We start from the raw sequence: 20,867 nt of genomic DNA on the forward strand, positions 1-20,867 counted from the left end.
GAGTAATCAACACCACCACGATGTCGCAGTAGCTCGTCTCAACCCCGTCGTCTCAACCCCGAGCACATACAGGGTGAAGTTTATAATTGTGGCATTCCTATTGTAGTGCACGGGGGTCTTTCAGATGGTGCTCGTTAGCAACAAGGAGCTCATGGACAAGGCGTACGAGGAAGGTTATGCCGTTGGGGCATTCAACATCAACAACATGGAGATTCTGCAGGCCATCGTGAGTGCTGCGGTGGAGGAGAACTCACCAGTGATTCTCGCAGCCTCCACAGGAGCAATAAAGTATGCGGGCATGGACTATCTTGTGAGCATGGCCAGGGTGGCAGCCCAGAGCGTGGACATCCCCATAAGCCTTCACCTCGACCATGGACCAGACTTTGAATGGGCCATGAGGTGCATCCGCGGAGGGTTCACCTCTGTGATGATAGACGGCTCCAAGTATCCATACGACCAGAACGTGGCCCTCACCAGAAGAGTGGTGGAGAGCGCCCACGCATGCGGTGTGCCCGTGGAGGCAGAGCTTGGCAGGCTGGTGGGAGTGGAGGATGAGATATCGGTAACCGAGCGGGAGGCATTCTTCACAGACCCAGAGGAGGCAAGAAATTTCGTTGAGGAGACTGGGTGCGACTCGCTCGCCGTCTCGATAGGAAACGCCCATGGAATATACAAGGGCGAGCCCAAGCTGGATTTTGAGCGGCTCGAGGAGATTCACGGAGTGGTGGAGGTGCCACTGGTGCTGCACGGCGCCTCTGGAATCCCCGACCACGACATCACGAGGGCAACAAAGCATGGCATAAGCAAAATCAACATCGACACCGAGCTCAGGCTTGCATTTCGAGATGCCGTGAGAAAGGTGGTGTGTGAGACCGATGTGTACGACCCGCGAAAGTTCGTGGGTCCTGCGAGGGATGCGATGCGCGAGGTGGTGAGGCACAAGATTAGAATCTTTGGCTCAAAGGACAGGGCATGATGAAAAGAGATGGGGTGTCCACGGCCACCATTGTGTACCACCCTCCAACCAACACATATATTGTGCGTGAGGGATATGTGGAGGGCAATCTCCTGATAAGGGGCAACCTGCTCACCGCCCCAAATGTGCACATGTGGAGGGACGTGGTGGTGAAGGGCGAGCTAATGCTTGCCAGAGGGTGCACCGTAGGGGGCATGGCAAGGGCAAAATCGGCGGTGATTGGTGCGAGGTGCACCATCAGGGGTGAGCTGGTGGTGGAGGACGGCCTCTTGTTGCTGGACGGTTGTGAGGTGGCAAGGGGCATCCAGTGTGGAGGGGACATCACCATAAGGCCAGGGGTAGTGACGAGGAGTGTGTGCACCAGTGGCGTGGTGGAGATGGTGGGGAAATCACAAATCCCCCACATAGATGCCAAAAAGCTCGTGGCAGTTCCCGAGGTGATGTGATGGAGGTGCACGAGGCACTCGAGCTGTGCAGGGACATAGCTCACAGAATTAGAGAGGCCATAGACAGCCTGAGTACAAAGGATGCTGGCACAGAGATGTACATGGGTGCAGATGGCACACCCACAAAACGCATTGATGACGTGGCAGAGCGTACAGCTCTCGAGGTGATAAGCGAGAGTGGACATCCCATGAGGGTGGTCAGCGAGGAGTGTGGTGAAATCTCTCTCGGAGGCTCTGATATCACGCTCGTTCTCGACCCCATAGATGGCACCACCAATGCCATAAGGGGTCTGCCATCGTACACCGTATCGATGGCACTCACACAAAGAGACCTCTCACAGGTGTGGTTCGGGTATGTGTATGAGCTATCGTGTGGGAGGGAGTACCATGCAGCAGCTGGGAGGGGGGCATATCTTGGCAAAAAAAGGCTTCACGTGTCCCATACTTCAGAGCTATCAGAGAGCACTCTGGGCCTGTATGGCTTTGCGCAGAGCCCACGGGTGATGTGCACACTTGCAAGAACGTGCAAGGGGATAAGGATGGCTGGATGTGCCTCTCTCGAGCTGTGCCACGTGGCATCTGGTGCCATAGATGGGTTCGTCGACCTCAGGGGCAAGCTCAGGATGACCGATGTGGCTGCTGGTGCCCTTCTCGTGCGCGAGGCTGGAGGGATGATTACGGACGAGCGTGCTCGTCAGCTCGCGGGCGATGTAAATGTGGGCACGAGGCTCAGAATCGTGTCCGCATGTGCTCCCCTTCACGGGCAGCTCATGAAGAGAATAGCCGAGGTGGGTGTGTGAAGGCGTGCATCATGTGTGGAGGAGCGGGCACGAGGCTCAGGCCCCTCACGTTTGAGCGGCCCAAGCCAGCGATTCCCCTGCTCAACAAGCCCTCCATCGCAAGGCTCGTGGAGTTTCTCTCAGACAAGGGATTCACAGATATCGTTATCACACTCGGGTACATGGGAAGGCACATCGAGGAGGTGCTGGGCAATGGCAGCCTGTTTGGGGTGCACATCGAGTACGTGTATGAGAGGGAAAAGCTGGGAACGGCTGGCAGCGTGAAGAACGCACAGGAGCTGCTCGAGGGTGAGAGCTTCCTCGTGGTGGGGGGAGACCACGTGATGGATCTCAACCTGCGACAGCTCTACCGCTTCCACACTTCTCATGATGCACTGCTCACCGTGGGTCTGGTGTGCAGCGATGACCCAAGACAGTTTGGAATAGTGGACATGACCATAGACAGCACCATCACGAGGTTCAAGGAAAAGCCCCAGGTGGGGGAGATATTCTCCAACCTCGCGAGCACTGGAATATACGCCTGTGACCCCGAGCTTTTGGATATGATTCCAGAGGGCAGAAAGTTCGACTTTGCATACGACCTGTTTCCCATGCTCATAGAAGAGGGGCACATGAAGGGTTATCTCGTGAGTGGGCACTGGACCGATGTGGGAAGCCCAGAGGCCTACCGCGAGGCATCGAGATGGATGCTCGAGGGGTTGAGTGAGACGGTGATAGAGGGAGGACTGCGTACCGAGGGTGCACGTCTTTCTGGAAAGCTGGTGATAGGCAGCAATGTGAGCATCGGCTCCCACACATCCATCGTGGGTCCCGTGGTGATAGGCCCAGACACCACCATAGGTGAGGGTGTGCTCATAGGGCCATACACCACCATAGGCTCTGGGTGCACAGTGGGCGATGGTGCCAAGGTGCTCTCCTCATACATCTACGACGAGGTCAGCTTGGGCGAGAGGACGAATGTGTTCGGCTCCATCATAGACTGCTGCACCAGCGTTGGGAGGGCGTGCAGCCTCGAGACGGGCTCGGTGATAGGTCCAAGGGTGGTGCTCGAGGACGATGTGGTGGTGCACTCCAATGTCAGAATATGGCCAGATCTCCTTGTCAGTAGGGGAAGGGTGGTAAGTGCCGACCTGTATAACGAAAACTATGAGGTGTCCACCAATGGCTCGTGAGCCTGTGCTACTCCTCTGGTAACTTTTTAATACTGAGTGTCATATCAATGCATGGAGAGTTTATCATGAAGAGAGGTGTGCTCGTATTGGGCCATGGCAGCAAGCTGCCATACAACAGAGAGGTTGTTGAGAGTGTGTGCTCGATGCTCAGGCAGATGAGGGACGATATCATGGTAGTGCCTGCTTTCATGGAGCTGTGTGAGCCCACGATAGAGGATGGGCTCGAGGAGCTCGCCAAGAGCGGCGTGTCCGAGGTGGCAGTGGTTCCGCTGTTCTTGGCGCATGGCGTGCATACTCTCAAGGACATCCCTGCAAGGCTCGGGCTCGAGGACGGCAAAAGAGAGTGCACTTACGAGTGTGGGGGCGTTCAGCTGAGGATATACTACGCCGACCCACTCGGACCTGCGGAGGCCATCGCACGGCTGGTGTACGAGAGAGCCCTCGAGGCTCTTGGTGAGTGATGGGCTGCATCGCAGTGCTCGACCTCACCCATGGAGGGGATGTCCTCGCAAGATGGCTCTCTTCCATGGGTGAGAGGGTCGTGGGTATCGATGTGTACCACACACTGAGCGACCACGAGCGAGGGGAGCTCGAGGACAATGGTATCCCCGTGTTGGAGCGGATGCCAGATGAATGCACCCTCGTGGTGGCACCAGTGCACCTTCCCCCCATTCCCATCCTCAGAGAGGCAGAGAGGAGGGGTATCCACAGGGTTACTCACCACGAGATGGTAAGAAGGCTCGCATTGGAGTGCTTTCCTGAGGTGTGCGAGCGATGCATCGAGATTACGGGCACGAGGGGAAAAACCACCACCTCTGTGCTGCTCGCAAGGCTGCTGAGCTGCGAGGGCAAAGTGGTGTGCCACACCACAATGGGCGTCGATGTGCTCGAGCGGGGTGTGCGCACACAGCACTGGAAAAGACTCAGCATTACCCCTGCCTCAGTGCTCGATGTGCTCAAAAAGGCTGAGCAGACGAGAGCAGAGCACGTGGTGCTCGAGGTGTCCCTAGGGGTGTGCGGGCTGAGAAGGGGTCTGCTCACCACGTTGGAGGGGGAGTACTCCATAGCAGGGGGAACGCTGACCTCCACTCATGCCAAGACGATGGTGCTCTCGCATCCCCCAGAGGGCTTTGTGATGGCAGTGCCCGATGAGGACGTGCCACAGGCCCGCTGTACCCTGAAGTACCTCCACGATGGACTAAGGGTCAGGCTTCTGGATGGCAGCGGTGGCAGCGGGGGCAGCGGGGGCAGCGGGGGCAGGGGGGGCGAGGTCGCCACCGTGTATCTCGATGGAGCAAAGGAAAGATTGGAGAGCATGCTCGATGGCACCATGTACACGAGGGCGCTTGCTCGTGCGGCTGTGGGCGGGGTGCTGTGTGGCCTTTCTCCCACCACGATTGAGCACTACCTCCCAAGGCTCCAGCTCGACGTCGAGGGGAGGATGAGCGTTTACTGCATCGGGGATGCGAGGATAGTGGACTGCTCTGGCTCTGGGCTAAGGGCAGAAGACATCGCCAGAGCCATCGAGCTGGCAATACAGCGGTTTGGGAGGGTGGATGTGCTCGTGGTGGGGGGCAGCAGAACGGTATGCGAGGGGCTTGATGGCCCCGAACTGGAGAGCGTTCTCTCGTGGGCATCCGAAAGGGTGGGTAAAGTGATACATCTCAAGGGCAACGAGAGCTACGAGGTTGCCCTGAGGTGTGCTCTCTCTGCTGCGCCCTCGGGCGTCGTGCTGCTGTGCATCAAGTGCTTCAGGTAATGAGTTCGCCAAGCTGCTCAGCCATGCTCGTTGCCCTCCGCGCTATCGTGCGGGCTGCCTCACACACCATCTCATGTGCCGTATATGAGCGGTCAGACTCCATCTTCATCACGAACACATCCTCGATTTCGCCCACCTTGATGGCACCTACCTCGCATGCCTGCTCACACAGCCTGCACATCGTACACTTAATTATGTCCGTGATGATGGGCTTTCCTTCCTCCATGGCGATTATGTGCTTGGGGCACGCATCGACACACTCGCCACACCCATCACATGCCTCGGAGAACTCCACCTTGGGCATGTTCTTGTAGCCGCACGCCACCCCCACCTGCCATTTGGCATGCTGCCTTCCCGTGCCCACCCTTGCTATCGCCTCCACGGCGACCACCTGGCCCTCGAACAGCTCCACTATGGGTATATTGGGCTCTGCGGGCACCACGGAGGGGTCAGTGGACACCAGGTCAGAGGCGTGCACGGTGCACGGTCCCTCGGCCATCAGCGTGAGCACCACCTGACAGCGGGGGCATCCCTCCTCACACCCACACTCCTCCCTCGGCACAAGGGAGGAGGGGTCACCCTTCAGGGGCACGAGGGCGAGCCTGAGGGCAAGCTGCTCATCGAACAGCACTGACGTGTTGTTATACACATTGAGCTCGTCGATGGCTATCTTGGGTATCTCCGAGAGGGCAGCCCTTCGAAGGGCGTTGGCAAACGCAGAGGATACCCCAGAGAGCACGAACTCCACTCTGTCCTCTGATGTGGATATGATTTCTACTTCCATGGCTGCCACTCACACACGCCTTCCTCGTTTGCCGCCAGGGGGCTTGGTACCGTCGTGGGGGATGGGTGTAACATCCTCTATCCTGCCTATCCTGATGCCCGCCCTCGCAAATGCCCTGATGGCAGCCTGTGCACCAGGTCCAGGGCTCTTCAGCCTGTTGCCACCCGGAGCCCTGACATACACGTGGAGCCCTGTGATGCCCTTGTCCTTGAGCTGCTCTGCAAGCCCGCTTGCCATCTGCATGGCAGTGTAGGGCGAGCCCTCATCCCTTGCGGTCTTGACCACCATGCCACCAGAGGACTTGGCTATTGTCTCGGCCCCCGTGAGGTCTGTCACTGTTATGAGCACATTGTTGAACGATGCATATATGTGAGCAATAGCCCATTTCTCATTATCTGCCATGATACATCACCTCAACTCGCCTTCACTGGCCTTTCTGGATGGGAAGTGTCTGATAGGGGTGAGTTGGCGTAGTACGAGATGCTCATCTCCTCAGAGAGGGGGACGAGATAGCTGGGAACGGTGACTCTCCTGCCATTTATGGCGATGTGCCCATGCACCACGAACTGTCTCGCCTGCTTGATGGTGTGGGCAAGTCCCTGTCTGAACACCTGCGTCTGAAGCCTGCGCTCGAGGATGTTTTCCACACTCATCCTGAGCACGTCGTTGAGGTTGGCCTCCTCACCTATCATGCCATAGCGCTTGAGCATGCTGAGCAGGGCATCAGTCTCCCTCTTAGTGTAGGCGCTCTCTCCAGCAAGGGCCTCCAATGCCATGATGTTCCTTGCGCGACGCCTGAACCGCCTAAGCAAGCTCTGAGCCTTCCACACCTCACGCTTGTTTCGAAGGCCGTACGCCTTGATGAGCTCTGCCTCCTCTGCCAGCCTCCTGGCGTCCCACGGGGTTCTGGGCCCCTCGTAGAGTTTCCTACTCTTTCCCGGGTATCCCATGCACAATCACCTGCCACCCAGCTTCTTTCTCACAACACCCACCGTGGCGCCCGTTCTGCCAGTGGAGCGCGTCCTCTGGCCCCTCACCTTGTGCCCACGTTCGTGCCTGATACCCCTGTAGCACCTAATCTTCTTCAGGAAGGTTATGTCCTCCATGTGCTGCATGGCCAGATCAGAGCCAAACACATGCCTGTCCTCGCCCGTGAGCAGGTCCTTTCTGCGGTTGAGCATCCATGTGGGAATGCTGGACGTGAGTGCGCCCTCCACGAGCTGCCTCAACCTCTCTATTTCCTCATCTGAAAGGGTGCCGAGCCTCGCATCCATATTCACTCCCGCCTTCTGGGCGAGCACCTTGGCGACCCTTCTACCTATGCCCCTCACACCTGTGAGTGCCATTGCCACCTTCTTATTACCATCAAGGTCAGTGTTGGCAATCCTCACGAGATGCTTGAACTCATCCTCGTGTGCCTCTGCATCGTTACTCATAGAGCTTCCTCCATGGGGAATTCCCCATCGCAGCCCCGACTTTCTGTCGGCGCCCCCGATTGCTCGGGTGCTCGCCCCAGCATGCACATACCTCTTATATAAGGATAGCGAATGCTGATGTGGTGGAAAAAGGGCACCCATGTGGGGTGGGGCACTCGCATGCAGACGGAGGGTATCATCGAGCAATTTGAGATGGTTGCAAGAGAGCTCACAATCACATGCACACCCGGAAAAATCGTGCTCTGGTTTGGGAGAGGCATATCGGTGGAGAGAATCCTGAGGGTGCTGTATGCAATAGCAAGGGCAAACCCCACTGCCGTCTATGAGGTGGCATTCACGTGCCCGTATGAGGAAATAGCCAAGTACGAGGCAATGGGCTATGTGCTGGTCTCGTACGCGAGGGTAAAGGGATGCTACAGGGCAATGTTCAACATTCCCTTCTCTGACGTCCATGCAGTAAGGAGCTTTGCAGAGCTCATAGAAAGGGAGCTGCAAAACTCAAGCACCACCAAGACGCTGTACTGGAGTGCGGGCGAACCCTCGATGAGAATGCTGCTCGATGAGCTGGATGGCTTAGGGGGCTGGGAATACAAAAATGTAATATACAGGAAGGGCAGGGGGTGAGTAATGTGAATGCGGACAAACTCACACATTCCAAGAAGAATTTCGAGCACATCACAATGCTAATGCATCTCGTGGCCGACCATCTCATCCAGATGGCAGAAAAGCTGGACAAGGATGCCATAAGCCACCTGATCGACGAGCTGCTCCGTGCCGATGCCATCTTTCTCATGGGCGCTGGACGCTCGGGGCTTGTGGCAAGGGCGTTTGCCATGAGACTCATGCACCTCGGGTTGAGGGTGTACGTGGTGGGGGAGACCACCACGCCAGCGGTGAAGAGGGGAGACCTCGTGATTGCCATATCGGGCTCTGGTGAGACGAGCTCAATCGCAAACCTCGGCAAGATTGCGAAGCAGCTCGGTGCCAAAGTGGCCACATTCACCTCCAACCCTGCCTCCACGCTGGGGAGTATTTCAGATATAGTAATCCCAGTGAGCGGAGGGCTATACAGACAGACGCCAGAGAACAAAGAAAAGGACTACCTCGAGCAGCACATGATGGGCACGTACAGACGGCTCACGCCCCTTGGCACTCTGTTTGAGATCAGCACACTTGTGCTTGCAGATGCCATCATCGCAGAGCTCATAGCGCGCACGGGAACGAGCGAGGAGGAGCTGAGGGCCCGCCATTCCACGCTGGAGTAGAGCATGTCATTCTGACTCTCAACTTTTTTAGATACTCGACCCATATTGGGGTTGTTCTTTTTTTATAGAGATATTTATATTAAATTCTGTGAATGGGAAAGCTTTTAGAGCCCAAAGTAGTGTTTACGGCAGGTTGAGGGGGCATGAGCTGACAATGAGAGACTCGAAAAAGACTGTCCAGACCACACTGTGGGGGGAGCATGTTCCCCAGCTCCCCAAGGTCAGAACGACCGACGGCTACATGCTGGAGTGGGACAGAGAGAAGATTGTCCAGGGGCTTCTCAGGGAATCAAAGCTCAGCGAGTACTTCTATGGCACGCCACCCATGGATGAGCACCTGGCAAGGAAGGTGGCGAGAGAGGCCGAAAAGAGGATTGTGTGGATGAACCCGCGCTTTCTCTCGGGCCCACTCGTGAGAGAGGTGGTGAACACCGTTCTTCTGGAGATGGGCTATCCAGAGTACAGAAATGTGCTCACTCGGGTGGGCATGCCAGTGTATGATGCCCACATGATCGACGTGGGCAATGGGTTTGAGGCAAGAGAGAACGCCAACCTGCAGGAAAACGCCGAGACCTCCCACAAAAAGAAGGCCGACAAGATATCCAAGGAGCAGTACCTGCTGTGTCTTCCCCATCACATCTCGGATAGCCATCTGAGCGGGGATATCCACATCCACGACCTGGAGTACTTCGGCACCCGCCCCTTCTGTCAGGACTGGGACCTGAGGTACTTCTTCTACTATGGACTGATGCCAGATGGTTCTGGTAAGAAGGCGTCAGTGGCTGGACCAGCCAGGAAGCCAGAGGTGGCTATCTTACACGCCGTAAAGGCACTGGGCAGTGCCCAGACCAACTTTGCGGGTGGGCAGGGCTTCTACAACTTCCTCACGTTCCTCGCCCCCTACCTCGAGGGGCTCTCCTATGAAGAGATAGAGCAGCTCATGCAGATGTTCGTGTACGAGATGACCCAGATGATGGTCGCTCGAGGAGGACAGATGGTGTTCTCCTCCGTGCAGCTCTCTCCTGGCGTGCCCAAGCTGTGGAGGGATAAGCCAGTCGTCTACCAGGGAAAGGTGCACGATGGTGTGCACGCACCCCTTCGTACCTATGGAGAGTTCGAAAGAGAGGTCAGGCTTGGCTTTTTAGCCCTCATGAACGTAATGCTCGAGGGCGATGCGATGGGCAAGCCGTTCAACTTCCCAAAGCCAGAGATATCTATAGAACCCGACTTCATGCACGAGGACGAGGAGTTCAACGCCGCACACCCCGACCTTCCCACCTATGATGAGCTGTACACGAAGGCATTCGAGCTTGCCGTGAAGTTTGGCACGCCGTACTTCGACAACCAGCTTCCCCCGTATCGAGGTGCTGGGGAAGGAGTATCGTGCTATCAGTGCTGTGCCTACCAGTTTTCGAGAAACGCAGACAACGACGACGAGTTTGAGGACAAGCTCTACTTCCGGGATGGAAAGCACTTCTCGATGGGTGCGATGCAGGTGGTCAGCGTGAACTGCCCGAGGGCTGCATATCGTGCCAATGGTGATGACGATGCCCTGTTTTCCCATCTAAGGAGTATGATGGACAGGGCAATGGACGTTTTTCACATAAAGAAGGTCTGGATAGAGGAAATCGTCCGAAAGGGAAGGATGCCATTTGCCACTCAGCGACCCATTGACCCAAACACCGGAAGGAGAGGTACGATGGCAGTTGATATCGATGGGCTCGTGTACACCATCGGGGTCGTGGGCATCAACGAGATGGTGCAGCATCACACGGGCTACCAGCTTCACGAATCCAAGGATGCGTTCAGGCTGGCAGTGCGGGCGATGACCGAGATGGAGTTCTATGCAAGGGAGCTATCAAAAGAGCACGGAATGGAGGTCGCCCTTGCCAGAACGCCCGCAGAGACAACCGTGCAGAGGTTTGCCGTGAGCGACTTGCTCAACGAGCAGTACAGAGAGCATGCCCTGAGAGTGGTAAAGGGAGATGTGAAGTATGCCCTTGCCCACCTGTGGGAGACGAGGAACCTTCCAGTGTACTATACCAATGGCACCCACGTGGCATACGATGCCGATGTGCCGCTGGCCGAGCGTATAAGGCTGGAGCACGTGTTCTTCCCCATCGTGGATGGGGGTAACATCATGCACATCTTTCTTGGAGAGCACATGCCCTCTCCTCGGGGGCTAAAAGAGTTCGCGATGAAGCTCGCCAAAAACACTCAGACTGGCTACTTTGCATTCACCAAGGACATGACCATCTGCCTGAGGAACGATGAAGAGCCCAAAAGTGAGGCCACGATGTCACAGAGTGAAGAGAGAGCCATTTTTGCATAGCTGCTTACTGTTGATTACAAAGTAATCAGCTCACCCAATACTTCTCATGCAAAGAGCGGGCGCGGAGGGACTTGAACCCCCGAACTACAGCTTAGGAGGCTGCCGCCCTATCCTGGCTAGGCCACGCGCCCAATCATCTACGGGCTCACCCACTATCGATTTTAGGAGGGCCCGCACAACATCAGATACCTTAACCATATTTAGACTTTATGGCACTCACAACTGGGGGAGAGGTCACCGGGGGAGAGGTCACCAACGGTTATGAGAAGGGTGTGTGCCGTGTGTGCCCAAACAGCACTTCGTTGAGCCATCCGGTTACCAAGTTAATACAGGACGACATCCAATAACTCCAACCCTCATGACTACACCGTCCTAAGCATCCCAATCATCCCAATCATCCCAACCACCCCATATACCTATATATCATTAAAGAAAACTCCTAACTGAGTGCTATGGAGCTTACACCGATACAGCTCGAGGTCCTAAACGCCCTCATAGCCCTCCATCATCAGAAGAGGGGATGCATCAAAGGAGAGGAGATAGCCAGGCTTATAGGCCGTAACCCAGGAACCGTTAGGAACCAGATGCAGTCTCTGAAGGCCCTGAGACTCGTCGAGGGTGTGCCCGGGCCAAAGGGTGGCTATAAGCCCACCACACTCGCCTACGATGAGCTTTCAATTCAGGATGTGGAAAAGGAGGCGGTGGTGCCCATAAAAAGAGACGGAGAGCCCGTCGAGGGGGCTACTGTACTCGAAATCAGCTTTACCACCGTGCACCACCCCCACGAATGCCATGGCACTGCGCGAATGCTTGGAAACATCAAGCTCTTTGAGGAAGGAGACACGATAGAGATTGGCCCCACCCCAGTGAACGGGCTCATTCTGAGGGGAAGGGTGATAGACAGGGACGATGTGAGAAGCTTGCTCCTGTTTGATATAGACAGGATAACAACGCTTCCAAAGGGCACGCTCTCGGAGTGTCCCCTCTCCGAGTTCAAGATTGGAGCAGATACCCCCCTCAGGGATGCGGCAGCGCTGATGGCCGAGAGGTGTGAGCATGCCGCCATGGTGGAGAGAGATGGGAAAGTGGTGGGCGTAGTGGAGCTGCTGGATATCGCGCGTGCTCTTGCCAACAATGGAGCAGACAGCCCAGTGAGCGAGGTGATGCGAGAGCCCATCTGGGCAGATGCCACCACGCCCATGCTGGATGTGCTCGATGTGCTCACCAGTGAGCGTGAGGGTGCGGTGCTCGTCGAGCAAGAGGGCAAGTGCCTTGGGCTGCTCGATTGCAGGCGACTGATTTCCTCACTCGGGTATTAGTCCAGCTGTTCGAGGAATTTTACGAGCATTGGCAAGAATACACCGACATCGCTCACGAGCCCTATGGCCTGCGCCGTGCCCCTGTCCATGAGCTTGGTCACGGTGGAGGGGTTCACATCCACACACACCGTTTTCACATACGAGGGCAGCACGTTGCCCACCGCTATGGAGTGCAGCATCGTTGCGAGCATGAGCACCATGTCGCACTGCTCCACCAGCGCCTCAGTTGCCCTCTTGGCCTCCACGCTGTCCGTTATCACATCTGGCAGCGGACCATCATCCCTGATGGAGCCCGCAAGCACATAGGGAACATCGTTCTTGATGCACTCGTACATTATGCCCCTCGTGATGAGCCCGCCCTCCACGGCAGCCCTGATGGAGCCATATGCCATCACCTCATTGATGGCATAGAGATGATTGCGGTGCCCATGGCTAAGTGGGGCAGAGGTCTTTATATCCATGCCGAGTGATGTACCATACAGTGCGCACTCGATATCGTGCACTGCAAGGGCGTTTCCTGCGAGAAGTGCATCCACGTACCCATTTCTTATGAGCCATGCGAGCTGGGGGGCGGCTCCAGTGTGTACTATGGCAGGACCGCCCACCACGGCAATCCTGCCCCCACTCCTCTTGACATCCACTATCTCCTCTGCAATCTGGCGGATGAGGGTTGTGGTGGGCCTCTCCGAGGATACCGCTCCCCCCATAAAACCAAAAATCGACCTATGTCTTGGTCTTTCGGGTGGAATCACCCTCACTCCCTGCTCCCCCACAACCACCATGTCACCCTTCTTAACATCACACAGCGGCACGCACATTGCCCTGCCATCGTGCACCACCACCACCCTGTCCATGCTGATGTCCTCCACGTCCACCCATTCTCCATTCACCCTCACCTGCGTGGGATGGTTGGTGGTCGAGTAAAAGCCCCTCGGCGCCACCCTGTCTGCGGGTGCCTGTTTTAGCACCACCTCCTCCACCTCTGGAGCGGTCGCCCCAAGGCTGTGCAGCTCCCTCACGAGGGCGAGCAGTTGCTCCTCTGTGCTCGCATACACCCTGAGCTTGGCATAGCTGATGTCTGACTTGCGCCTTCCCACCCTGAACTCGATGATGTCGAAGTCTCCATCCATGTCCATTATGGTGGAGAGCACCTTTGGCAGGATGAGGGAGTCTATCAGATGCCCTTTGAGCTCTATATCTGTGGACGGTGATGGTGTGTTCAAGCTCCTTCCACCTCCTTTTTTGCCTGCTTTATTCTCTCCTTGGTCGTGTAGCCTGTAGCCTTGGTGAGAAACTGCCTGAACCTTCTGTTGGTGTCCAGCACCTGCTCATCTGATGCGTTTTTGTTAGAAGTTGTCTCTACGCATAGGGCTTTGCCATCCAGCCATACCTCCATCCGCTCGATGGCACCATAGCTCAGGATGCACTTTTCTTTTATCATTTGAACCTCGCATGGAAAGCACTCCTCAAGACATCTTGCGACTCTTGTGATGTCGGGTGAGTGTCCCCTTTTGAACTTATACCTCATGCTCGCTCCTCCATGCAGTGATCCTCACGCCTGCCATAAATGCTTGGAGGCTCCTGTGCATCCTCCCCAGAGAGCACCTTTCGATGTACATCCAGAGCATCCCCTGAGATGCTCTCCCAGTTATACTTTTCGCGTATCTTCCCCAGCTCGCCTATTCATTCCGTTTTTTAGTCCCAACGACACGTGGAAATTTTAAGGGCAGGGCTAAAACTCCATCCATGGAGCTACAAATAGATTTGAACCCCGAGGGCGAAACACCCACAGGATTAGCAATCTCTTTGTTCGAGCATATCCAATGCTACCCTCAAAAAGTATTCAGTTGCTTTTTTTCTTGGACTTCCACATATGCTGAGTATCATAAAATTAAGATTAAGATTTTATCTTTTCAGCTATCTCTACACCAAGCTCAAAAGCTTTCCTTAATTCATCTTCTGTCGGTCTATATTTGATCTGCAATGGTTCCATAACATCGAATTTTAACTCTTCAAAAATCCTGTTTATTTCCTTAACCGCTCCCCCTCCCCATCCGTAAGAGCCGAAAGCAACACCAATCTTGTTTTTAGGCTTTAAACTCCTCATGTAGGCTAAAAAGCCTGCAACGGGTGGGAAGACGGTGTTGTGCATTGTCGGCGCTCCGATAGCAATTGCCTTAGCATCCAGAATTTCAGTCATTATTTCGCTCCAGGCATCTCTTCTTACATGGAAAAGCCTAACTTTAACACCTTTACTTGCTCCCTCTGCTATGGCCCTTGCAATCCTTGCTGTACTATTGTACATCGTATCGTAAACTACAACCAGCTTGTCTTCAGCTTCAAAATCAGCCCACTTCTTGTAAGCCTCGATTATTCTGCCTGGATTTTTCCAGATAACTCCATGACTTGGGGCTATCATTCCAATTTGGACTCCCTCAATTTCCTTAAGCTTTTTCTTAACAAGCTCGCCGAAAGGCATTAGGATATTTGCATAGTAAATTTTGGCCCACTTGATTGCTTCTTCCACACCAAGCTCTTCATCGTATCTCTCAACACTTGCTATGTGCTGTCCGAAGGCATCGTTTGAAAGCAATAGCTTATCTCCTTTAACGTAAGTTACCATGTTATCGGGCCAGTGGAGCATTGGGGTCTCTATGAATGTCAAAGTTCTTTTACCGATTTTTAACTCATCTCCAGTCTTAACAACCTTAAATTCCCAGTCCTTGCAATCAAAGTGCTTGCATAAACCACTTTTGCCTCTAGAAGTGCAAACAACAACGGCATCCTTGGCAATTCTTTTAATGTCTGCCAAGCTTCCAGAATGGTCAGTTTCAACGTGATTTGAAACAATGTAGTCAATTTGAGATGGATCGATTATTTCCCTTATTCTTTCCACCATTTCGTGAAAGAACTTGTGTTTGACGGTATCAACTAAAGTTATTTTGTCGTCTATTATAAGATAAGCGTTGTATGTGGCTCCTCTGACAATTTCAAAGTTGTGAAAATCTCTCTCTTCCCAGTCTATAGCCCCAACCCAGTATATGTTTTCTTTAATTTTCAGAGATTTTAAAGCCATTTTTGCATCCCCAATTAGTTAATTAATCAATCATTTTATTAAAAATTTTTGTCAAACTCAGGATTGTTTTAATTTCTGTTTTCTTGTGGGCTGAACCTCTTCAAAACTCTTTAAAGTTCTCTCTTGTTAACCTCCTTTGAACACAGCATAACACTTTATATCTATTTTCTTCATAATTTTCTATTTTTATTTTTTAAGTTTGTAAAAAATATTTAACTATGGCTTTTAAAGTAGCCACCTATAACGTAAATCCATAAAGCAAAATTCACATCATAATTCTTTATGTAGATAAGAAGTTAATACAACTGGCTGCGAATAAACCTCTCAGCAATCCAAACAAAATTAGATTCTCTCCGGAAATTGAAATTAGGTGCATATCTTAGTTTAGTTTTGGAATCATTTAAATTTTCTTAATTAAGCTCCAAGCAAGCTTCTGCTACTCTTATAAGTAATTAATCCCCCTCCTGAATGGCTTTAATCAATTGAATTTTGGCAGATTATTTAGAAATTATTTGCGTTGTATGCTATACTTACTTTTTCATCATTACGAATTGGCCAGCAACTTTTAAATAATCCTTAATAATTTAATACATGGATGGATATTGGCATATGATGAACTGGTATGGATATCCCTTTTTTGGCTTTGGAATGCTATTCTGGTGGTTAGTTTTTCTTATAATTGGATTTCTGGTTTATCAAGATGCTAATAAAAGGGGAGTGAACTACTCCGCCCTAACGGACGGAGTTTCCTGCTTCATCCACCAGCACTTACCCGACGGCTCTCTCAGCCTTTCGGGCAGAGGTGCCAATGTCCACAGGCGTAACTTCGGGCCGTCCCAGCCCTGGGCCACCTTGCGGTGGCAATAATATGTTCATCGGGAACTACATAAAACTTACCTCCAGCCTCCCCCTCCCGCCTCCCCTGCTGTATCCCCTCGCTTTCGCAAGGGGACTTAGCAGCAACGGAAAGTTAAATGGTGCTCTGTGGTTCATTCTCGTAATTCTTCCAATGATTGGGATAATATTTCTTTTACTTTACATTGTAATAAGAGAACCTACACCAGCTAAAACAGAAAAAAGCAGAGCACTTGAGGTTTTAAAGGAAAGGTACGCTAAGGGGGAAATTACAAGGGAAGAGTATCTATGAAGGAAGAGCTGGAGGGATAACAATGCATGACATGCACATGCATGAAGCTGAAAAAGAAGAGACTCAAGAAGATATGGAGCACAAAATGAAAACTGAAACCAAGCATGAAGAACATGAAATGCACGAAATGGAGAAAATGAAACGTGAGCATGAAAACCACGAGATTAAGCATGCATCCCACCACGAACACATGAGGCAGGACTTCAAGAGGAGATTCATAGTTTGTTTAATTCTGACCTTTCCAATTCTAATCTTATCTCCAGCAATTCAGAACTTTCTTGGTTTTAAATTTGAATTTACTGGCTCAATCTATACCCTGTTCCTTCTATCTTCTTTTGTTTACTTCTATGGTGGATATCCATTTCTCAAAGGAGTTTTTGACGAGTTAAAAAAGAGAACTCCGGGAATGATGACTTTGATTGCTGTAGCCATAACCATTGCTTACGTTTACAGCTCTGCAGTCGTTTTTGGTCTCAAAGGCAAATTCTTTTTCTGGGAGCTTGCAACCCTTATCGACATCATGCTTCTCGGTCATTGGATTGAGATGAGATCGGTTCTTGGGGCTTCAAGGGCTTTGGAGGAGCTTGTAAAAATAATGCCTTCTGAAGCTCATCTTATAAAAAACGGGGAAGTTGTGGATGTAAAGGTTGAAAGTCTGAAAATTGGAGATAGAGTCCTTGTTAAACCAGGTGAAAAAATACCTGTTGATGGTGTAGTTGTTGAAGGAGAAACGACAGTAAATGAGGCTATGCTAACAGGAGAATCCAAGCCTGTTACAAAGAAAGTAGGGGACGAAGTTATAGGTGGAGCTATCAATGGGGAAGGTTCGATTGTTGTTGAGGTAAAACGGACTGGAAAAGACACATATCTTAATCAGGTTATAGAGCTTGTCAGACAAGCTCAGGAGAGCAAATCGAGAACTCAGGATTTGGCTGACAGAGCAGCTTTCTTTCTTACAATTATAGCTTTAACCGTTGGAAGTGTAACCTTGATAGCCTGGCTAGCTTTTGGAATGGATTTTGTTTTTGCAATTGAAAGAGCTGTAACGGTTATGGTTATAACCTGTCCCCATGCTTTGGGTTTGGCAGTTCCATTAGTTGTCGCAGTCTCAACATCATTAGCAGCAAAATCTGGATTACTTATAAGAGATAGGCAGGCTTTTGAAAAGGCTAAGGATTTGCAGGCTATCGTTTTTGATAAAACTGGAACACTTACAGAGGGTAAATTTGGAGTAACAGATATAATACCTCTCAATTCGATTGGCAAAGATGAAATTTTAAGGGTAGCTGCATCGCTTGAGGCTAAATCTGAACATCCTATAGCTGAAGGGGTTGTGAGAAGTGCCAAGGAGAGGAATTTAAGCCTTGAGGAAGTAGAACACTTCAAAGCCATTCCGGGAAAGGGCGTTGAAGGAATGATAAATGGTAAGAAATTCAAGGTTGCAAGTCCCAGCTATTTGAGGGAAAATAAGATAGAGTTGAAGGATGAAAGAGTGGAGAAGGTTGAACAGCAAGGAAAGACCGTTGTATTTCTGCTTGAAGATGAAAAGCCTGTTGGGGCTATAGCTTTGGCAGATATTATCAGAAAGGAATCGAAAGAGGCAATTGAAAGTCTTAAAAAAATGGGTATAAAGTGTATGATGCTCACGGGAGATAACAAATTCGTTGCAAAATGGGTTGCTGAAGAAATTGGCTTGGACGAATTCTTTGCAGAAGTTCTGCCTCATGAGAAAGCCGAGGTTATTAAAAGCATACAGGAGAGGGGTTTAACAGTTGCAATGGTTGGCGATGGCATAAACGATGCTCCAGCTTTAGCACAGGCAGATGTTGGTATAGCCATAGGAGCAGGAACTGATGTAGCAATAGAAACTGCCGATATCATTTTAGTCAGGAATGACCCAAGAGATGTCGTGTCTGTAATTCAACTCTCTAAGAAAACCTACTCAAAGATGTTCCAGAATTTACTGTGGGCTACAGGTTATAACTCCTTTGCGATTCCTCTATCAGCAGGTGTTCTTTATGGATATGGAGTTTTACTTACTCCAGCAATTGGGGCATTGCTAATGAGTTTAAGCACAGTAATAGTTGCAATGAATGCAAAGATGTTGATTGTAGATTTGGGCTACTAATTCCTGACGTTTCATCATGAAATAACTGAACAAGATTATTGGTTTAGTCTCATTACATTTAATTTCAAATAATAAAATTAAAAAAATTCAAATCACTCTATCCTCCCAAACTCCTCCTTACTTGCTCCACAAACAGGACAAACCCAGTCTTCTGGCAAATCTTCCCACTTTGTGCCAGCAGGAATACCGTTGTCTGGATCGCCTTCATCCTCATCATACACGTATCCGCAAACAGTGCACTGATATTTCGCCATTTTTACTCCTCCAGATAAACGGTTGCAGTTTTTGGACTCTTACCACCTTTTACAAAATGGTAGTGTTCGTACGTCATGACTTCTCTATCTTCCAGCAGTTCAGCATCCACAACTTCTCCGATAAACAGTGTGTGAGTACTTGCATCCAACCTGTTTACAACCTTAGCCTCAATGTAAGCCACTGCGTTGTCTAAAACAACTGGTGCTCCTGTTTTACCAATTTTGTAGTTTATTCCTTTAAATTTATCAAAGTTCTTACCAGACTTAAAGCCAAATCTTCCTATGAATTCCATTGGCGTGTCCTTAGCCAAAACTGAAACTGTAAAAACTCCGCTGTGCTTTACATAATTGTGCGTTAAGTTCTCCTTATTCAAGCTTGCTGCAATTAAGATGGGCTTTGATGCTACCTGAAAAACGGTGTTTGCTATCTGTCCGTTGTACTTTCCATCTTTCACAGATGCAACTACATAGAGTCCGTAGCTTATTTTGTATAACGCCTTGGGATTCATATGTCCACCTAATACTCCTCACACTTTACCATGAAGTAACCCCTCGGATGCTTGCATGAGGGACATTCTTCCGGAGGCTCTTTTCCATAGTGCACATATCCGCACTCCATGCAAACCCAGTAAACCTCTTTGTCTTTCTTAAAAACAGTTCCAGCTTCGACTTCTTTAAGCAATTTTCTGTATCTTTCCTCATGGTGTTTTTCTGCCTCTGCTATAGCCCTCAATCTTTTTGCTATCTCAACAAACCCCTCCTTTTCTGCAATTTCAGCAAAACTTGGGTACATCTCAGTATTTTCGTAATGCTCCCCTTCTATTGCTGCCTTCAGGTTTTCAGCTGTACTTCCAAAGGTTAAAGGAGCTGCAGCTTCAACGCTAATCTCTTTTACATCCCCCTTTCTCTCCTGAATTAGTTTGAAAAGAGTCTCAGCATGCTCTTTTTCATTGTCAGCGGTAATTCTGAATATCTCCGCAATTTGCTCATACCCCTCGTCTCTGGCTATTTTGGCATAGAAAGTATATCTGTTTCTTGCCTGACTTTCCCCAATAAAGGCTTTAACCAAATTTTTTAAAGTTTCCATACTATCACCTCACTCCTCAATCCACAAACCGTGCACGTTACAATATGCTCTTGCAACCACTTTACCTTTCACTTCAAACTCAGCTTCTGGCTTATCTCCCGGTTTCAATCTATCCTCCATTGGATGCGGAACGCTGCCAACTTTAAACTCCACACCCTCACACTCCCTGTAATTATTTGTCGAAAGAGAATTACTTGTAACAGAACCACCAGTCGTAGTGCTTGTACTCCTCAATCCTCTTCTTAGCCTCTTCAACGCTCGTTGCCGGGTGTATTATCACACTGTCCCCTATGAGCTCGTTGTTGGGCCAGTTTGCCGGAATCGCAACCCCTTCTTCGTCCGACACCTTCAGAGCCTCTACCATCCTCACTATCTCGTCTATGTTCCTTCCAAGCTCCTGAGGATAGTATAGAATTGCCCTTAACACGCCATCGGGGTCAACGATGAACACTGCCCTCACGGTGTTTGTGCCCTTGTCCGGATGAATGAGACCGAGCATGTTGGACACACTGCCAGTGTTGTCCGCAATTATCGGGAACTCTATCTCAACTTTGAGGTTCTCTCTTATCCACTCTATCCACTTGATATGTGAGAACACCTGATCGATGCTAAGACCTATGAGCTCACAATCAAGCTTTCTGAACTCCTCGTATCTTCTCTGAAAGGCTACGAACTCGGTTGTGCAGACCGGGGTGAAATCTGCGGGATGGCTGAAGAGCACGAACCACTTTCCCTTGTAGTCCCCGGGAAGCCTCACCATACCATGGGTTGTCTGCACCTCTATGTGTGGAAAGCTCTCTCCTATCAGGGGAATTTGTCCCTCCATGCTATCACCAAAAAACATTCTTTACAAAAATTTATAAGATTTTCTTTCGAAAATCGAACT

Annotated in this window: 24 protein-coding genes and 1 tRNA gene; 12 read left to right on the forward strand and 13 right to left on the reverse strand. The window is 51.1% G+C overall.

The window, feature by feature from the left end; genetic code table 11:
• The first annotated feature begins 124 nt into the window (after positions 1–124).
• From BP07_RS00950 to BP07_RS00975, 6 genes are read left to right on the forward strand one after another with little or no spacing between them, the layout of a single operon-like run.
• Entirely contained in the window at positions 125–976 is an 852-nt protein-coding gene (locus tag BP07_RS00950) for a class II fructose-1,6-bisphosphate aldolase (protein ID WP_042684469.1), read from the forward strand.
• Positions 973–1,422: an LbetaH domain-containing protein gene (locus BP07_RS00955; protein WP_052353063.1), complete on the forward strand. Its 450-nt coding sequence runs from the start codon at positions 973–975 to the stop codon at positions 1,420–1,422. The genes BP07_RS00950 and BP07_RS00955 overlap by 4 nt, the downstream gene beginning before the upstream one ends.
• Positions 1,422–2,222: a bifunctional fructose-bisphosphatase/inositol-phosphate phosphatase gene (locus tag BP07_RS00960; protein WP_042684472.1), complete on the forward strand. Its 801-nt coding sequence runs from the start codon at positions 1,422–1,424 to the stop codon at positions 2,220–2,222. Before BP07_RS00955 ends, BP07_RS00960 begins: the two co-directional genes overlap by 1 nt.
• Complete coding sequence (locus tag BP07_RS00965) at positions 2,219–3,394, forward strand: nucleotidyltransferase family protein (protein WP_042684476.1); 1,176 nt, start codon at positions 2,219–2,221, stop codon at positions 3,392–3,394. The genes BP07_RS00960 and BP07_RS00965 overlap by 4 nt, the downstream gene beginning before the upstream one ends.
• A 47-nt stretch (positions 3,395–3,441) precedes the next feature.
• Entirely contained in the window at positions 3,442–3,855 is a 414-nt protein-coding gene (gene cfbA, locus BP07_RS00970; protein WP_052353065.1) for a sirohydrochlorin nickelochelatase, read from the forward strand.
• Positions 3,855–5,153, forward strand: coding sequence for a Mur ligase family protein (locus BP07_RS00975; RefSeq protein ID WP_042684478.1), 1,299 nt, complete (start codon positions 3,855–3,857; stop codon positions 5,151–5,153). The genes cfbA and BP07_RS00975 overlap by 1 nt, the downstream gene beginning before the upstream one ends.
• On the opposite strand, the gene BP07_RS00980 is transcribed toward BP07_RS00975, so the two are convergent.
• The 4 genes from BP07_RS00980 to BP07_RS00995 are packed head-to-tail and all read right to left on the reverse strand — an operon-like array spanning position 5,146 to position 7,373.
• Complete coding sequence (locus tag BP07_RS00980; RefSeq protein WP_042684954.1) at positions 5,146–5,937, reverse strand: DNA-directed RNA polymerase subunit D; 792 nt, start codon at positions 5,935–5,937, stop codon at positions 5,146–5,148. The two genes, BP07_RS00975 and BP07_RS00980, sit on opposite strands and share 8 nt — an antisense overlap.
• Positions 5,938–5,946: 9 nt before the next feature.
• The gene (locus BP07_RS00985) at positions 5,947–6,339 is read right to left on the reverse strand and encodes a 30S ribosomal protein S11 (protein WP_042684481.1); all 393 of its coding nucleotides are present in this window, start codon (positions 6,337–6,339) and stop codon (positions 5,947–5,949) included.
• A gap of 11 nt (positions 6,340–6,350) precedes the next feature.
• Positions 6,351–6,887: a 30S ribosomal protein S4 gene (locus BP07_RS00990; RefSeq protein WP_042684957.1), complete on the reverse strand. Its 537-nt coding sequence runs from the start codon at positions 6,885–6,887 to the stop codon at positions 6,351–6,353.
• A gap of 6 nt (positions 6,888–6,893) precedes the next feature.
• Positions 6,894–7,373, reverse strand: coding sequence for a 30S ribosomal protein S13 (locus BP07_RS00995; protein ID WP_042684485.1), 480 nt, complete (start codon positions 7,371–7,373; stop codon positions 6,894–6,896).
• Between the two features lie 159 nt (positions 7,374–7,532).
• Between BP07_RS00995 and BP07_RS01000 the strand changes: the two genes are divergently transcribed.
• The 3 genes from BP07_RS01000 (at position 7,533) to nrdD (ending at position 10,970) form a co-directional block, all read left to right on the forward strand.
• Positions 7,533–7,997, forward strand: a complete 465-nt coding sequence (locus tag BP07_RS01000) for a hypothetical protein (protein WP_157203017.1) — start codon at positions 7,533–7,535, stop codon at positions 7,995–7,997.
• Positions 7,998–8,002: 5 nt separating this feature from the next.
• Positions 8,003–8,638, forward strand: coding sequence for a 6-phospho-3-hexuloisomerase (hxlB, locus tag BP07_RS01005; RefSeq protein WP_245597010.1), 636 nt, complete (start codon positions 8,003–8,005; stop codon positions 8,636–8,638).
• 154 nt (positions 8,639–8,792) lie between these two features.
• Positions 8,793–10,970, forward strand: coding sequence for an anaerobic ribonucleoside-triphosphate reductase (gene nrdD, locus BP07_RS01010; protein ID WP_052353067.1), 2,178 nt, complete (start codon positions 8,793–8,795; stop codon positions 10,968–10,970).
• Between the two features lie 56 nt (positions 10,971–11,026).
• Here the strand turns inward: nrdD and BP07_RS01015 are convergent.
• A tRNA-Arg gene (locus tag BP07_RS01015) sits at positions 11,027–11,101 on the reverse strand.
• 321 nt (positions 11,102–11,422) lie between these two features.
• Here BP07_RS01015 and BP07_RS01020 point away from each other — a divergent pair.
• Positions 11,423–12,289 (forward strand): CBS domain-containing protein, encoded by an 867-nt coding sequence (locus BP07_RS01020; protein ID WP_042684490.1) that lies wholly within the window; start codon positions 11,423–11,425, stop codon positions 12,287–12,289.
• Here the strand turns inward: BP07_RS01020 and BP07_RS01025 are convergent.
• The 3 genes from BP07_RS01025 to BP07_RS01035 form a co-directional block, all read right to left on the reverse strand.
• A complete protein-coding gene (locus BP07_RS01025; RefSeq protein WP_042684492.1) occupies positions 12,286–13,512 on the reverse strand; it encodes an ornithine cyclodeaminase in 1,227 nt (408 codons plus the stop codon). The two genes, BP07_RS01020 and BP07_RS01025, sit on opposite strands and share 4 nt — an antisense overlap.
• Positions 13,509–13,817 (reverse strand): DUF5611 family protein, encoded by a 309-nt coding sequence (locus BP07_RS01030; protein ID WP_042684495.1) that lies wholly within the window; start codon positions 13,815–13,817, stop codon positions 13,509–13,511. The genes BP07_RS01025 and BP07_RS01030 overlap by 4 nt, the downstream gene beginning before the upstream one ends.
• A gap of 369 nt (positions 13,818–14,186) precedes the next feature.
• Entirely contained in the window at positions 14,187–15,365 is a 1,179-nt protein-coding gene (locus BP07_RS01035) for an FprA family A-type flavoprotein (protein ID WP_042684497.1), read from the reverse strand.
• A gap of 808 nt (positions 15,366–16,173) precedes the next feature.
• On the opposite strand from BP07_RS01035, the gene BP07_RS08970 reads away from it, so the two are divergent.
• Positions 16,174–16,512 (forward strand): SHOCT domain-containing protein, encoded by a 339-nt coding sequence (locus tag BP07_RS08970; RefSeq protein ID WP_245597011.1) that lies wholly within the window; start codon positions 16,174–16,176, stop codon positions 16,510–16,512.
• Positions 16,513–16,534: 22 nt separating this feature from the next.
• On the forward strand, positions 16,535–18,640 hold the full coding sequence (locus BP07_RS01050) for a heavy metal translocating P-type ATPase (RefSeq protein WP_042684504.1): 2,106 nt from the start codon (positions 16,535–16,537) through the stop codon (positions 18,638–18,640).
• Between the two features lie 92 nt (positions 18,641–18,732).
• Here the strand turns inward: BP07_RS01050 and rd are convergent, their stop codons facing one another.
• From rd to BP07_RS01070, 5 genes are all read right to left on the reverse strand, one after another.
• The gene (rd, locus tag BP07_RS01055; protein ID WP_042684505.1) at positions 18,733–18,894 is read right to left on the reverse strand and encodes a rubredoxin; all 162 of its coding nucleotides are present in this window, start codon (positions 18,892–18,894) and stop codon (positions 18,733–18,735) included.
• Positions 18,895–18,896: 2 nt separating this feature from the next.
• Complete coding sequence (locus tag BP07_RS01060; RefSeq protein WP_042684506.1) at positions 18,897–19,403, reverse strand: flavin reductase family protein; 507 nt, start codon at positions 19,401–19,403, stop codon at positions 18,897–18,899.
• 8 nt (positions 19,404–19,411) lie between these two features.
• Positions 19,412–19,981 (reverse strand): rubrerythrin, encoded by a 570-nt coding sequence (gene rbr, locus BP07_RS01065; protein ID WP_042684508.1) that lies wholly within the window; start codon positions 19,979–19,981, stop codon positions 19,412–19,414.
• Positions 19,982–19,990: 9 nt separating this feature from the next.
• Positions 19,991–20,101 (reverse strand): desulfoferrodoxin family protein, encoded by a 111-nt coding sequence (locus tag BP07_RS09200; RefSeq protein ID WP_084174053.1) that lies wholly within the window; start codon positions 20,099–20,101, stop codon positions 19,991–19,993.
• 70 nt (positions 20,102–20,171) lie between these two features.
• Positions 20,172–20,795 carry a peroxiredoxin gene (locus tag BP07_RS01070; RefSeq protein WP_394296285.1) on the reverse strand — a complete coding sequence of 208 codons (624 nt, stop codon included), beginning with the start codon at positions 20,793–20,795 and terminating at the stop codon, positions 20,172–20,174.
• Positions 20,796–20,867 lie beyond the last annotated feature (72 nt).

Origin of the sequence: Methermicoccus shengliensis DSM 18856 (assembly GCF_000711905.1) — an archaeon.
In the GTDB taxonomy this organism is placed as follows: Archaea; Halobacteriota; Methanosarcinia; order DSM-18856; family Methermicoccaceae; genus Methermicoccus; species Methermicoccus shengliensis.

Bases quoted from the DNA above. Each gene is read 5' to 3' on its own strand.
- BP07_RS00995 (WP_042684485.1), bottom strand. From the start codon at position 7,373: ATGAGTAACGATGCAGAGGCACACGAGGATGAGTTCAAGCATCTCGTG.
- rbr (WP_042684508.1), bottom strand. From the start codon at position 19,981: ATGGAAACTTTAAAAAATTTGGTTAAAGCCTTTATTGGGGAAAGTCAG.
- cfbA (WP_052353065.1), top strand. From the start codon at position 3,442: ATGCATGGAGAGTTTATCATGAAGAGAGGTGTGCTCGTATTGGGCCAT.
- BP07_RS01020 (WP_042684490.1), top strand. From the start codon at position 11,423: ATGGAGCTTACACCGATACAGCTCGAGGTCCTAAACGCCCTCATAGCC.
- BP07_RS01030 (WP_042684495.1), bottom strand. From the start codon at position 13,817: ATGAGGTATAAGTTCAAAAGGGGACACTCACCCGACATCACAAGAGTC.
- BP07_RS01000 (WP_157203017.1), top strand. From the start codon at position 7,533: ATGCAGACGGAGGGTATCATCGAGCAATTTGAGATGGTTGCAAGAGAG.
- BP07_RS09200 (WP_084174053.1), bottom strand. From the start codon at position 20,101: ATGGAGGATAGATTGAAACCGGGAGATAAGCCAGAAGCTGAGTTTGAA.
- nrdD (WP_052353067.1), top strand. From the start codon at position 8,793: ATGAGAGACTCGAAAAAGACTGTCCAGACCACACTGTGGGGGGAGCAT.
- BP07_RS00975 (WP_042684478.1), top strand. From the start codon at position 3,855: ATGGGCTGCATCGCAGTGCTCGACCTCACCCATGGAGGGGATGTCCTC.
- BP07_RS00990 (WP_042684957.1), bottom strand. From the start codon at position 6,887: ATGGGATACCCGGGAAAGAGTAGGAAACTCTACGAGGGGCCCAGAACC.
- BP07_RS00955 (WP_052353063.1), top strand. From the start codon at position 973: ATGATGAAAAGAGATGGGGTGTCCACGGCCACCATTGTGTACCACCCT.
- BP07_RS01035 (WP_042684497.1), bottom strand. From the start codon at position 15,365: ATGGCTTTAAAATCTCTGAAAATTAAAGAAAACATATACTGGGTTGGG.
- BP07_RS00950 (WP_042684469.1), top strand. From the start codon at position 125: ATGGTGCTCGTTAGCAACAAGGAGCTCATGGACAAGGCGTACGAGGAA.
- BP07_RS01050 (WP_042684504.1), top strand. From the start codon at position 16,535: ATGCATGACATGCACATGCATGAAGCTGAAAAAGAAGAGACTCAAGAA.
- BP07_RS08970 (WP_245597011.1), top strand. From the start codon at position 16,174: ATGTCCACAGGCGTAACTTCGGGCCGTCCCAGCCCTGGGCCACCTTGC.
- BP07_RS00980 (WP_042684954.1), bottom strand. From the start codon at position 5,937: ATGGAAGTAGAAATCATATCCACATCAGAGGACAGAGTGGAGTTCGTG.
- rd (WP_042684505.1), bottom strand. From the start codon at position 18,894: ATGGCGAAATATCAGTGCACTGTTTGCGGATACGTGTATGATGAGGAT.
- BP07_RS01060 (WP_042684506.1), bottom strand. From the start codon at position 19,403: ATGAATCCCAAGGCGTTATACAAAATAAGCTACGGACTCTATGTAGTT.
- BP07_RS00985 (WP_042684481.1), bottom strand. From the start codon at position 6,339: ATGGCAGATAATGAGAAATGGGCTATTGCTCACATATATGCATCGTTC.
- BP07_RS00960 (WP_042684472.1), top strand. From the start codon at position 1,422: ATGGAGGTGCACGAGGCACTCGAGCTGTGCAGGGACATAGCTCACAGA.